Origin of the sequence: Gilliamella sp. wkB7 (assembly GCF_001693435.1) — a bacterium.
Lineage (GTDB): Bacteria > Pseudomonadota > Gammaproteobacteria > Enterobacterales > Orbaceae > Gilliamella > Gilliamella apicola_N.
This window is the reverse complement of the sequence record NZ_CM004509.1, coordinates 1,164,085-1,177,776: the sequence shown is the minus strand read 5'-3', so window position 1 is coordinate 1,177,776 and position 13,692 is coordinate 1,164,085. Positions and strand designations below refer to the sequence as shown.

Here is a 13,692-nt window from a genome sequence, read left to right as displayed (position 1 = left end):
AGAAAACAAATTTGAAGCATTTTTTATCAGAACAAATTGATAATAAAAATTTAATGATAGATGGCTTCATTAACAAATAAAAAGAACTTGTTACTGCGTAGCATTGTGTCGGTGAAATATAAGGAATAATTAAGATGAGAAATAATCTTAATTTAAAAGTTATCTCTACACTAGTTATCATGGCTTTAGGCTGCCAAATGAGTTGGGCAGTCGATAATACTGTTTCTGAAACAGTAACAGCAGTTGATAGTAATAAAGTGATCGAGTTAAAAAATGGTATGAAGGTTCGTGAAATGGTTAATAACCAACAACGTAGCCTATATCAAATAGCACTTTTAAGTGGCATCTCTGTTTCTGAATTGAGAGAGATGAATGCTGGGCGTTATGACAAAAAAGATATGGTAGAAGTTGGAGAGCGTTTGGTTCTCCCTGAGAATTCTCCAATATTACCTACATTGAAAAAATCAGATTCTGATAGTCAAGATAAATATGCTAATTTGCCTAAGTTAGGTTCTGATGATAATTATGACGTTAAAGCTGATAAAGATGCTTTAGCAAGTCAAGTTGCATCAACTTTACAGACTTTAGCTACTCAAGATTGGAAACAAATCACCTCTTCTGATAATGGTGGCATTGCTGGGCATGTAAAAAATAAAGCAAAAGATTATGCCGAAAATTATGTACGTAATGGTGTAAGAAACCAAGTTGTTGATCCATTAAAAGGTGCAGCACAAGATTTTTTGGGACAGTTTGGTACAGCGCAATTACAGTTTGATTTAAGTGATACTGGTTCATTTAACAATATCAATGCCAAATTATTTAGTCCATGGTACGACACCGAAGATACTTTGATCTTTACTCAATTATCGTTTCAAGAATATGAGCATAATCGACGTATTGGTAACTTTGGTATTGGGCAACGTTGGGATGTAGCTGATAAAACATGGTTATTAGGTTATAACGTATTTTTAGACCACGATTTTCAACGCTCTCATAACCGTTTAGGTATTGGTGCTGAAGCTTGGACAGACTATATGAAGTTTGCCATTAACTATTATCACCCATTATCTGATTGGAAAAATTCAAGAGATTTTGATGATTATTTAGAACGTGCAGCAAGAGGTTTTGATGTTCGTTTTCAAGGATACTTACCACAATATCCACATTTAGGTGGTTCATTGATGTATGAACAATACTATGGTGATAAAGTGGCATTATTTGGTAAAGATAATCTACAAAAGGATCCTAGGGCTGTAACTGCGAGTATTGATTATACGCCAGTCCCTCTATTTACGGTTAAAGCTGAACATAAACGGGGTCAAGATAGTAATAAAGAAACTAAAGCTGAATTGACCATGAACTACCGTATCGGAATGCCTTTAAAAGATCAGTTAGATCCCGATATGGTTCAAGCAGCTCGTTCAGTTAAAGGTAGTCGTTATGATCTTGTTGATCGTAATAATTACATTGTTCTTGAATATAAAGAAAAGAAAATGAGTGTTGATTTAGGGCTTGAATCACTGCAATTATTGGAAGGTGAGACTTATGATGTCAGCATTGGCGTTCATAATGCTAAAGGTATACGCAGTGTCTCATGGTCTGGTGATATGATGGAAATTGATGCGGGGGGAGGATTCTTTTGTTTTGCAACAGGAACATGTAATTCTTCTAACTGGTTAACGCCTCATACCAATATTAACAATTGGAAAATTGTAGCACCTAATTATGTTGATTCTAATGGTCAACGTCGTCCTGTAAGTACGAAGGGTAAATATACGTTGGCCGTAACAGTTACTGACGAAAAAGGTAAATCTGCAACATCTAACTCGATTTCATTTGAAGTATTACCAAATCTAAATACGCGTAAAGTTGGGGTTTGGGTAATAGATGAAAACGGAAATAAGGCTTCAATGGCTAATAGACCTGCGGATGGTCAAAGTGCAATTACTATTTTTGCTACATTAGTTAAACCTAAAGTAGACATCGGTTCTATTACCTCTGAAAACGATGTAGAAGGTTTTAGTGATGAAGAAGTAATGAATAGTATACCTGATAATTTTGCGTCAGTATTAAAAGGATGGTCAGCTACAAGCAATGGTAAAAAAGTAGCTTTAATTGACGGTACGTCGGGTAATGTGAATGCCTGTCCATCGCAAGAACCTTGTGTCATTGTAAAAGGTTTTGAAAAAGTTAAGATGGGACAAAAAGTATCTTCTAATGCTGCAACGGCTGCTAATATTGAAGTAGTAGGTGATAGCTACATTTTGGATGTTGCTTCTAATCTTGCTGGTGCTGTAGATTTTGCAATTACCATTGATAGATTTGGTACTTCTTTTAATAAAGCTACCGTTGATTTTACGGGGGGGCAAGCTAATACCATTAAAGTTTACCAAGAAGGTGGTGTATTAGTAGCTACAAGCACAGGTAACTCACTACAATTTGATCCAAATGCTATTAAAGAATGGAAAGTTGATACTCAATATTATGTGAAGGGCTATGATGTTAATGGTCAGGAACTTAAGGATCCATTTGTTGTTTGGTCACTTGTTGGTTCCAATGAACAAGCTTGTCCTGGTAGTGCCGCAACCTCTCCATTACCAAGTTATGTAGAAAATCCAAATGGTCCATGGTTTAACGTTGCTATGGGGCCTAATGCAGATTACAAGATAAGAAGTAAGAGAACGTTGAGTTATGCAACAGCAGGTAAAGGTATTAATGTTGTTGCCGATGCACCTGCTCATTTGGATTTACAACCTTCGGTTATACCTTCACCATTAGCATGTGCGGGGGATCAAGGCTTTAAATTGCAAGTAACAATTGTAAATTAATATAACTAAGAATTTTAGTTAATGCGTATTGTGTAAGTGATACGAAGATAAAGTTATAGGTTTTAGGCGAACGAATGATTTCGGTAGCCTATATTTGGAAACACCAACAAAAGTGTTGTATTCAAATAAATACAACATATTTAATTTAAAAATAAAAAATAGGAAGTTAAACATGAAAAATTCGACAATCAAAAAAATTGCATTCGGCTTATTATTAGCAGGTTATGCATCAAGTAGCGCATTTGCATTAGTTGCAACAACTAATGGATTAATACAAGGTAATGCACCTGTACTTTCCAAAGTAAATGGTGATGCTAAAGATCATACTGTTAGCGTAACATTTACTAGTGATTCTGCTGGTACCACTGAAATTGGAGCAAATGAAAACGTTAAAGTCGGTGACTATATGAAAATTTCATATAAAGTGCTGGACAAAGATGGTGATACGGATCAAGGACAAGTCCTAAAATCACTTAAAGTTTTTACAAGAACAAAAGATAGTAGTGGTAATTTTGGTGCTTGGCAACCGCTTGACGCTGTTAAAACTACTTTTAATGCTGGTACAAGTGAAAATGGTGTACAATCAAATTCTATTATAATTGAAATTGATGATCAATTCGCTGGTGTAGATCAAATTGGTTTCCAATTACAAGAACGTACCGAATTCGGTTTACCTAACTCAAATGAATGGTTAAGTATATCTGATGTTTGGTCATCAGAACTCCCAGAAGTATCTACAGGTGAAACTGCACCAGATACACTACCTTCTGATCCAAAAGGTCCAGGTGATCAAGCACCAGGTAAAGGTCCAATTGTTAGTGATACCTTTAAAGTTGGTATCTTCAAATACAATGCAGAGGATAAGTTAGATACTACAGTTGACTATGCTAAAGCTGGTGCAACTGAAAGCCCTAAATATGGTGATAAATTCGGTGCTGTAGTATGGAATGATGCTGATAAAAACGGTAGTATTGATGACGGTGAGTTAATTAAGACTTCAGCATATACATATCAATGGACGCTTGACGGTACCTATGAAGAAGTTGCTGCTACTGATGATGTGTTACCATCAACCAAGACAACAGCCGATGGTGATACTGTTTACTTAGGTAGCGAAACAGCAAATCATAACTCAATATATAACACAACCTATAAAGCAGGTGCTCAAGGTTATAAATTAAAAGTTACAGCTAACCAATAAATATAAGTTGGTATTTTTATAAGTAATAGTAATTGCTTAAAATATTGTTAAAACCACTCATATGAGTGGTTTTTCTTTATTACTAAAAAATATTTATTTATGTAGGGTTTATGTAAATAATTTGAATAAAAATAAAACTGCACATTATAATGTTACGAATAATAAAACTTATATTTTTAGTTTTAAGATAGTTTATATAACTTTATTATATGATTTAACCTCACGATTATTAGTCAAATAAAATTAAAAAATGAAATGATTCTTCTTATTTTTAAATGGATGATTTAGAATGCTAATAATTCCAAATAATATTAATTTATCATGATTATTCCTTGGCAAAATCTTGACCCACAAACGTTAAATAACATAATTGAATCCTTTGTGTTACGTGAAGGTACCGATTATGGTTTACAAGAAAAATCCCTCCAAGAAAAGGTTACTCAAGTAAAATCTCAATTAATTGATGGAACAGTGGCAATCTTTTGGTCTGAATTACATCAAACTGTTGATATTAGACTTGTTAAATAATGGCTAAAATCCTTATTGCTTAGTATATGATTTATTGTCCAACTTTGTTATAGTGTGTAGGTTGTAAATTGAATGGAGAGGAAGGAATAATGATTGGTAAACAGCAAACGGATACAACATTAGAGTGGTTTTTATCCCATTGCCATATTCATAAGTATCCAGCTAAAAGTACCCTTATTCATCAAGGTGAGAAAGCAGAAACTCTCTATTATATTGTAAAAGGCTCTGTAGCCGTATTAATTAAAGATGATGAAGGTAATGAAATGATATTATCTTATCTAAATCAGAATCAATTTTTAGGTGAATTAGGTCTTTTTGAAGAAGGAACAGAGCGGAGTGCTTGGGTTAAAGCGAAAACAAGTTGTGAAGTTGCTGAAATATCATACAAGAAATTTAAACAACTTGTTCAAGTCAATCCTGATATTTTAATGAAGCTTGCGAGCCAAATGGCTAGCAGATTACAAGTAACGTCAGAAAAAGTCAGCAATTTAGCTTTTCTTGATGTTGCTGGTCGTATTGCACAAACCTTATTAAATCTGGCTAAACAACCTGATGCTATGACACATCCTGATGGTATGCAAATTAAAATTACTCGTCAGGAAATAGGTCAGATTGTTGGATGTTCTCGTGAGACCGTAGGCCGAATTTTAAAAATGCTTGAAGATCAACATTTAATTTCTGCTCATGGTAAAACCATTGTTGTTTACGGAACCCGCTAAGTGATTAAACAAATATTTAATGACAAGTTGATAAAATGATTTATATGACACGGTATATTTCATGATTCAAGAAAGATACATTCCTAACCATGTAGCGATCATTATGGATGGAAATGGTCGCTGGGCACAGCAACGAAAACAATTACGCGCAGTTGGACATAGAGCCGGTTTAAAAGCCGTACGTAAAATTGTTACCTATGCTGCAACTCTTGGTATAAAAGTTTTGACGTTGTATGCTTTTAGTAGTGAAAATTGGAAACGCCCTGCGAATGAAGTTTCTTCTTTAATTTCTTTGTTTATTTATGCTTTGAATCGTGAAATGAAAAGTTTACACAAAAATAATGTTCGATTAAATATTATTGGTAATATTTCTCAATTTAATGATGATTTGCAAAATATGATTATTAATGCAGAACAATTAACGAAAGATAATTCTGGATTAGTTTTGAATGTTGCCGCTAATTATGGTGGTCGTTGGGATATTTTACAGTCAACTAAAAAAATGGCTAAACAAGTCTTAGATGGTAAAATAACGTTAGATGATATTACTGAAGAACGATTTAATTCGGAAATAAGTATGCATGAGTTTCCTGAAGTAGATTTAGTTATTCGCACAGGCGGTGAATATAGAATCAGTAATTTTTTATTATGGCAGATCGCTTATTCTGAACTTTACTTTACTGATGTTTTATGGCCAGACTTTAATCAAACATTATTTGACAAAGCAATTGACGTCTTTAATGCCAGAGAGCGACGTTTTGGCGGTATACCTATAGAGGAACATTCATGTTAATTCAACGATTACTTGCTGCTATTGTATTAATTCCACTTGTAATTATTCTACTTTTTTTTACACAACTATCGATATTCGCTTCTATCATGATCGCTGTTGTCGGTATAGCTGCATGGGAGTGGTCTCAGTTTTTACATATAACTAAAAAACATTCAAGATTAATATTTGCTTTTTTTATTGCAGTTATATTAGCTTTATTATATTTTATGCCAATCTCTTTTGAACTAAAATCCAGACTGTATAATATTGTTTTATCACTTTCAATTATCTGGTGGTTAGTTGCATTATACTTAGTCATAAGTTATCCCAAAACCATACATTATTGGTCTAATGCTGCTGTAAAATTAATTTTTGCCTTTTTTACGTTAGTTCCATTTTTCCTTAGTATGATAACGTTAAGATCCATTAACTATCATTCAAATTGTTATACAGGCGCAATCTTGCTGTTATATGTATTTGTGCTAGTATGGGCAACAGACACTGGAGCTTACTTTGTTGGACGAACTTTTGGTAAACGAAAATTAGCACCAAAAGTTTCTCCTGGTAAAACTGTAGAAGGTTTTATTGGTGGTGTCAGTGTTGCGCTTTTAATTAGCTTGATTGTTTATTATTCCAATCTGTTCAATATAAAATTTAACGTTTTTTTTATCAGTTCTTTTTTTGCTATCTTAGTCTCAGTATTAGGTGATTTAACTGAAAGTATGTTTAAACGTGAAGCGGGCATTAAAGACAGTGGTAATTTAATACCAGGACATGGCGGTATTTTAGATAGAATTGACAGTTTAACAGCCGCAGTTCCAATTTTTACAGTACTATCTTTATACTTAACATAGAGAGGTAATATATTTTGCTCTGGCCGTTGCTGCTATTTATCATTACTATGGGTATTTTAGTCACTGTACATGAATTTGGGCATTTTTTTATTGCTCGTTTATGTGGAGTTTATGTTGAATGCTTTTCAATTGGTTTTGGTAAAAAAATATGGTCACATAAATTTTCAAGTGGAACTGAATTCGTAATTGCTATGATTCCTCTTGGTGGTTATGTTAGAATGCTCAACGAAGATGCAAAAAAAACTTCAAACCATGATGAAAAATTTGCTTTTAATAGAAAAAAATTTTGGCAAAAAATGGCAATCATATTCGCAGGGCCTTTTGCCAACTTTGGTTTAGCTGCAATAATTTATTGGGTCATTTTTTTAAACGGAGTAATGGTTTATCCCGTAAAAGTAAAAGATACCATTGCCAATACTCCTGCTTCTACTTTGTATATTCCTCACGGAGCAGAGTTAAAGAGTATTGATAATATTAAAATTAAAAGCTGGAATGATGTAAATTTAGCTTTGGTCTCTGTATTAGGTAAAAATAGTGTATCTTTATCTTATATTGATACCGATAATAAAGGTAATCCAATAGAAGTTACAAAAAGTGTTGATATTAGCCATTGGAATTTTGACATAGAGAAAGAATCGTCTATTACGGCATTCGGTCTTCTGCCCAAAACGTTGGAAGTTTATCCAATTGTGAGTAAAATTGTACCAAAATCAGCTGCAGAAAGAGCTGGATTACAAGTAGGTGATGAAATTATTAGTTATAATAATCATCTTTATACAAATTGGAATGATTTTTCTGCTGAAATAAAAAAAGCAAATGCAATGGTATTAAAGATTAAACGGGGTAATAGTGAAATTTATCTTGATTTAATACCAACAGTTCAGAAAAATGGAGAAGGTGTAGCTGGTTTATATCCTTCCTCAGAGGCAGTAGTTAAACAATACGGTTTTTTAGAAGGATTAGGTAAAGGTATCGAACAAACAGTATTAACGACAAAAGTAACTGTAGGTTCACTTTATCAATTAATAACAGGTGTTATTGGCCTTAAACATTTATCAGGGCCTATAACAATAGCAAAAAACGCAGGGCAAACAGCAAGTTATGGTTTCACACCTTACTTATATTTCCTAGCATTTATTAGTATCAGTTTGGGTGTTATCAATCTTGTACCATTACCAATATTAGATGGTGGGCAGCTTGTCTTTTTATTGCTTGAAAAGATAAAAGGGAAAGCCTTATCAGAACAAACCCAAGAACGATTATTTCGCATAGGGTTTTTTTTATTAATATTAATAATGGGAATTGCACTATTTAACGATTTTTTACGATTGTGATGGGATGAGGTTATAAACATTTACAATGAAAATAAATAAATTACTTATAGCATCTTTGCTGTTCAGTGGTACAGCAATGTACAGTTCCAACGCATTTTGTGTTGATGATTTTATAGTAAAAGATATTAAATTTGAAGGTTTGCAAAGAGTTACTCCTGGTGCCGCATTGCTTGAAATGCCTGTTCAAGTTGGCGATTATGTTAATGAAGCTGACTTAGGGCGTATTATCAAATCCCTTTATGCTAGTGGTAATTTTGATAATATCAGTGTTTCCCGCGATGGTAATAAATTGATTGTTCATGTTCAAGAGCGTCCAACTATTGCGAGTATTACTTTTTCTGGTAATAAATCAGTAAAAGATGATATGTTGAAAAAGAATTTAGATAGCTCTGGTATCCGGGAAGGTGAAGCATTAGATCGTACAATGCTTTCGGCAATTGAAAAAGGCTTAGAAGATTTTTACTACAGTGTTGGTAAATATAACGCAAAAGTTAAAGCTGTAGTTACCCCATTATCTCGTAACCGTGCTGATTTAAAATTGGTTATTGCAGAAGGTAAATCGGCATTGATTGATCAAATCAATATTGTTGGGGCTAAAGCATTTTCTTCAGAAGAACTTATTTCACGTTTTTCACTACGTGATGAAGTTCCATGGTGGAATATGCTTGGTGATCGAAAATATCAAAAACAAAAATTGGCTAATGATTTAGATGAATTACAAAGTTTCTATCTAAATCGTGGTTATGCTCGTTTTAACATCGATTCCACACAAGTAAGTTTAACGCCAGATAAAAAAGGAATTTATGTAACGATAAACATCCATGAAGGTGAACAATACAAGTTATCTGGTCTTGATTTTAAAGGAAAATTTGCTGGTCATAAAGATGCGATCGCCAAAATAGCTAATGAGCGCGTATCAGTTGGTGATTTATATAATGGTCAGAAAATAACAGATATCGAAGATAATGTTAAACGCTTACTTGCTAATTTCGGTTATGCTTATCCTAGAGTCGTTATTCAGCCAGAAATTGATGATTCTAAACATACTGTAAAACTAATAGTTATGGTTGATGTCGGACAACGTTATTATGTTCGTAATATTAAAATTGTTGGTAATACAGTAACAAGTGAAAGTGTTATACGCCGTGAGCTTCGTCAAATGGAAGGCGCATGGTTAAGTAACGGGTTAGTTGAATTAGGTAAAGATCGCTTAAATCGATTAGGTTTCTTTGATACTGTTGAAGCGAATACTGAACGAGTGCCTGGAATAGATGATCAAGTTGATATCATTTATAAAGTTTCTGAACGTAACACTGGTAGTATTAAATTTGGTGTGGGAATTGGTTCGGATAGTGGTGTTAGCTTTAATGCAGGTATATCGCAAGATAACTGGTTAGGTACTGGTAATAGTGTTTCATTTGATATTAACACTACTGATACTGATAAGACAGCTTCTGTTTCAATTGTTGATCCCTATTTTACTGTTGATGGTGTAAGTTTAGGTGGTAGTGTCTACTATAATACTTATAAAGCAGATGACGATGATGAAGAGTCAGAATACTCAAGTAAAACATGGGGTGCATCAGCAAATTTAGGATTTCCAATTAGTGAAAATAATTTCATTCGCTTTGGTACTGAATATGCTAATCATAAGTTATCTGATATGAAAGCTCAATATGGAATGTGGCGTTATTTTGAATCTATGGGTGAAAATATGAAGAATAGACGTTCTATTTCTTTTGACACTAATGATTTATTACTAAATGCTTATTGGACGTATAATTCATTAGATCGAGGATTTTTTCCTACTGATGGTTTAAAAGTGACCGCTAGCGCAAAAATAACAGCGCCTGTATTTGATAACCGATTCTACAAAGTAGTCACCGATGCTTCCTATTATTATCCATTTGACTCTGAACACCATTGGGTTTTCTTAACTCGAGGTCGCTTTGGTTATGGTGATGGTTTTGGTGGTAAAGAGTTGCCATTCTATGAAAACTTCTATGCTGGTGGTTCAACTGTACTGCGTGGTTTTAAAGCTAATACCGTTGGTCCTAAAGCGGTTTATTTTAATAATGATAATGGTTGTAGTGGTTTAGATAATACAAGTAAATGTAGAAGATCGAAAGATGCAGTTGGTGGTAATGCTTTAGCATTTGCGAGTACAGAATTGATTGTTCCTACTCCATTTGCTGGAGAAAAATATACAGATAGCATTCGTACCTCCGTATTTTTTGATGCAGGTACAGTATGGGATACTGAGTGGAATTTTAAGAACAAGGATATTCCAGATTATAGTTCACCTTCTGACATAAGAATGTCGGCAGGATTAGCTGTTCAATGGATGTCACCATTAGGTCCATTAGTCTTTTCTTATGCTCAACCTCTTAAGAAATATAATGGTGATTCAGCTCAACAATTCCAATTTAATATCGGTTCGACATGGTAATTTCATATCAAAATTAATAAATAGACATAGGTGAAGAAAGTGAAAAAAATTATATCCGTTCTTAGTATAAGTGCTGCATTACTGTTTACTGGTATAGCAAATGCAGAAGTTAAAATCGGTGTTATTGATGTAATGTCTGTATTACAAAATATGCCTCAACGAGAAGCGGTTGGGCAGGCTTTAAATAAAGAATTCGAAGCCAGAGAGAAATCATTGCGTGAAGAAGAAAAGAAAGCAAGTGATGCAGCAGCTCGTTTAAAGAAAGATGGTTTAACATTATCAGCGTCAGAAAAAACAAAGTTAAATAAAACAATTTCAGATTTTGAAAATAAAGCAAAAGCGTTTACTACAGATTACCGTAAACGTGAATCAGAAGAAGTGGGTAAATTATTAACTAAAATCCAAGAAGCTGTTAAAAGTATTGTTACTACAGAAAAATACGATCTTATTTTAAAAGCAGAAGCTACATTATCAGCATCGGATGCGGTAGATATCACTAATAAAGTATTGGAAAAGGTTAAAAAATAATGTTTGCTTTCCGTTTAGAACAGTTGGCTAAACAACTTGATGCAAAGTTACATGGTGATGGTAATATAACTATCACAGGTATTGCATCAATGAAAAGTGCAGTATCTGGCCAAATTACCTTTTTGTCTGATAAAAAATTGCAGAATAATTTATCAGAATGTAAAGCTTCTGCCGTAGTAATGACAGAAGAAAGTCTTAAGTATTGGCAAGGTGCTGCATTAATTGTAAAAGATCCTTATTTTACTTATGCAAAATTAGCTCAATATCTTGATACAACACCTGCACCAGCTAAAGATATAGCGGCATCAGCAGTAATTGATTCATCTGCTCAGTTAGGTAGTAATATTTCAATTGGAGCTAATGCTGTTATCGAAAGTGGTGTTACATTAGGTGATAATTGTATTATTGGTGCGGGTTGCTTTATTGGTAAAGATACAAAAATAGGTGCAAATACAAAATTATGGGCTAATGTCACGGTTTATCACAACTGTATTATTGGCGATAATTGCTTAGTGCAATCAGGAACGGTAATAGGAGCGGATGGATTTGGTTACGCTAATGATAAAGGAAACTGGATTAAAATCCCTCAATTAGGGCGTGTTGTTATTGGCAATAATGTAGAGATCGGTGCATCAACCACAATAGATAGAGGTGCACTGGATGATACGGTTATAGGTAATGGTGTTATTATTGACAATCAATGCCAAATCGCTCATAACGATATAATTGGTGATCATACCGCAGTTGCGGGAGGCGTTATTATGGCTGGTAGCTTAACTATTGGTCGTCACTGTCTAATCGGTGGAGCAAGTGTTATTAATGGGCATATGGAAATATGTGATCAAGTAACCGTTACTGGCATGGGAATGGTGATGCGTCCTATCACTGAACCTGGTGTATATTCATCTGGGATCCCACTACAAGAAAATAAAGTGTGGCGAAAAACCGCTTCGTTAGTGTTACATATTGATGAAATGAATAAACGTTTGAAAGCGCTTGAGAAGAAACTATTAAATGTCTCGACGTAGACGTTTACGGTCGGTATAATGCTCGCCTATTTTATAAATTTGTTGGCTCAATTATCAATTTAAAATAATCATGAGCAGATATTATTCAATAATTTCGAGGTATAAAGATGCAAGTTTCGGTGGAAACAACAAAAGGTTTAGGTAGACGTTTATCAATTACCATTAAATCAGAGGATATTAAAAAAGCAATTGATAAAGAGCTGATTAATACTGCAAAAAAAGTACGAATTGATGGTTTCCGCAAAGGAAAAGTACCTTTAAAAATTGTTGAACAACGCTATGGTGCGTCTATTTTACAAGATGCATTAAGTGATTTAATGCAACAAAATTTCATTGAAGCGATTGTTCAAGAAAAATTAAATCCAGTAGGTGCACCAACTTATACTCCAACAGAATATAAAGATGGAGAAGATTACACCTTTACTGTTGAATTTGAGGTTTATCCTGAAGTTAAAATCAAAGATCTAGATAAGATCGAAGTTGAAAAACCAGTAGCAGAAGTTGTTGATGCTGATGTTGAAACTATGATTGAAACATTACGTAAACAACAAGGGACTTGGAAAGAAGTTGAACAATCAGCTAAAGAACAAAATCGTGTAACTTTAGATTTTGTTGGTCAGGTTGATGGTGAGGAATTTGAAGGCGGTAAAGCTAATGATTTTGTATTAGTATTAGGTCAAGGTAGAATGATTCCTGGGTTTGAAGATGCTATTTTAGATCATAAAGCTAATGACCAATTTGATATTAACGTAACATTCCCAGAAGATTATCATGCCGAAAATTTAAAAGGTAAGCCTGCAGTATTTTCTGCAACATTGAAAAAAGTGGAAGAGCTTGAACTTCCAGAGCTTACTGAAGATGTTATTAAACGGTTTGGTATCGCAGATGGTACAGTTGAAAGCTTACGTATTGAAGTTCGAAAAAATATGTCGCGCGAACTTAATGCAACTATTCGTAATAAAATTAAAGCACAAGTTATTGATGGTTTAGTTAAGAATAATGAAATTGATGTACCTGCTGCATTAGTAGAACGCGAAATTGATGTACTCCGTCAACAGGCTGTATCACGATTTGGTGGAAATATGAAGCAACCAATCGACCTTCCAAAAGAATTATTCGAAGCTGAAGCTAAACGCCGTGTATCAGTTGGTTTATTATTTAGCGAAATTATTGAAAGCAATAAGATTAAAGCTGATGATGCAAAAGTTAAATCATTAATTGATGAAATTGCCTCTGCTTACGAAGATCCTAAAGAAGTTTTAGAATATTACAGTAAAGATAAGAAAGCGATGGATAACATTCGATCTGTAGCGATTGAAGATCAAGTAGTTGATTTATTATTAGCTAGTGCTAAAGTAACCGATAAAAACTACTCGTTTTCTGAATTAATGAATCAGCAAGTGGCTTAATATCTATACACTGCTTCATTAAATAAAAAGATTACTTTTAAG

General features: G+C 33.8%; 11 protein-coding genes. All 11 read left to right on the top strand.

What is annotated here, in order from left to right; translation table 11 throughout:
• Window positions 1–134 precede the first annotated feature (134 nt).
• The 11 genes from A9G17_RS05065 (at window position 135) to tig (ending at window position 13,650) form a co-directional block, all read left to right on the top strand.
• Window positions 135–2,828: an inverse autotransporter beta domain-containing protein gene (locus tag A9G17_RS05065; RefSeq protein ID WP_065737779.1), complete on the top strand. Its 2,694-nt coding sequence runs from the start codon at window positions 135–137 to the stop codon at window positions 2,826–2,828.
• A 172-nt stretch (window positions 2,829–3,000) separates the two neighbouring features.
• Complete coding sequence (locus A9G17_RS05060; protein WP_065737778.1) at window positions 3,001–4,029, top strand: hypothetical protein; 1,029 nt, start codon at window positions 3,001–3,003, stop codon at window positions 4,027–4,029.
• Between the two features lie 321 nt (window positions 4,030–4,350).
• Window positions 4,351–4,557, top strand: a complete 207-nt coding sequence (locus A9G17_RS05055) for a YheU family protein (protein WP_065737777.1) — start codon at window positions 4,351–4,353, stop codon at window positions 4,555–4,557.
• Window positions 4,558–4,643: 86 nt separating this feature from the next.
• Window positions 4,644–5,276, top strand: coding sequence for a cAMP-activated global transcriptional regulator CRP (gene crp, locus A9G17_RS05050; protein WP_025316411.1), 633 nt, complete (start codon window positions 4,644–4,646; stop codon window positions 5,274–5,276).
• A 61-nt stretch (window positions 5,277–5,337) separates the two neighbouring features.
• On the top strand, window positions 5,338–6,069 hold the full coding sequence (locus A9G17_RS05045) for an isoprenyl transferase (RefSeq protein WP_065737776.1): 732 nt from the start codon (window positions 5,338–5,340) through the stop codon (window positions 6,067–6,069).
• A complete protein-coding gene (locus A9G17_RS05040; RefSeq protein ID WP_065737775.1) occupies window positions 6,063–6,902 on the top strand; it encodes a phosphatidate cytidylyltransferase in 840 nt (279 codons plus the stop codon). Before A9G17_RS05045 ends, A9G17_RS05040 begins: the two co-directional genes overlap by 7 nt.
• A 14-nt stretch (window positions 6,903–6,916) precedes the next feature.
• Window positions 6,917–8,236: an RIP metalloprotease RseP gene (gene rseP, locus A9G17_RS05035; protein ID WP_081301683.1), complete on the top strand. Its 1,320-nt coding sequence runs from the start codon at window positions 6,917–6,919 to the stop codon at window positions 8,234–8,236.
• Between the two features lie 25 nt (window positions 8,237–8,261).
• Window positions 8,262–10,685 carry an outer membrane protein assembly factor BamA gene (gene bamA, locus A9G17_RS05030; RefSeq protein WP_065737774.1) on the top strand — a complete coding sequence of 808 codons (2,424 nt, stop codon included), beginning with the start codon at window positions 8,262–8,264 and terminating at the stop codon, window positions 10,683–10,685.
• 39 nt (window positions 10,686–10,724) lie between these two features.
• Window positions 10,725–11,213, top strand: coding sequence for an OmpH/Skp family outer membrane protein (locus tag A9G17_RS05025; protein ID WP_065737773.1), 489 nt, complete (start codon window positions 10,725–10,727; stop codon window positions 11,211–11,213).
• Window positions 11,213–12,241, top strand: coding sequence for a UDP-3-O-(3-hydroxymyristoyl)glucosamine N-acyltransferase (gene lpxD / locus A9G17_RS05020; RefSeq protein ID WP_065737772.1), 1,029 nt, complete (start codon window positions 11,213–11,215; stop codon window positions 12,239–12,241). The genes A9G17_RS05025 and lpxD overlap by 1 nt, the downstream gene beginning before the upstream one ends.
• Window positions 12,242–12,348: 107 nt before the next feature.
• Window positions 12,349–13,650: a trigger factor gene (gene tig / locus A9G17_RS05015; RefSeq protein WP_065737771.1), complete on the top strand. Its 1,302-nt coding sequence runs from the start codon at window positions 12,349–12,351 to the stop codon at window positions 13,648–13,650.
• The last annotated feature ends 42 nt before the right edge of the window (window positions 13,651–13,692 follow it).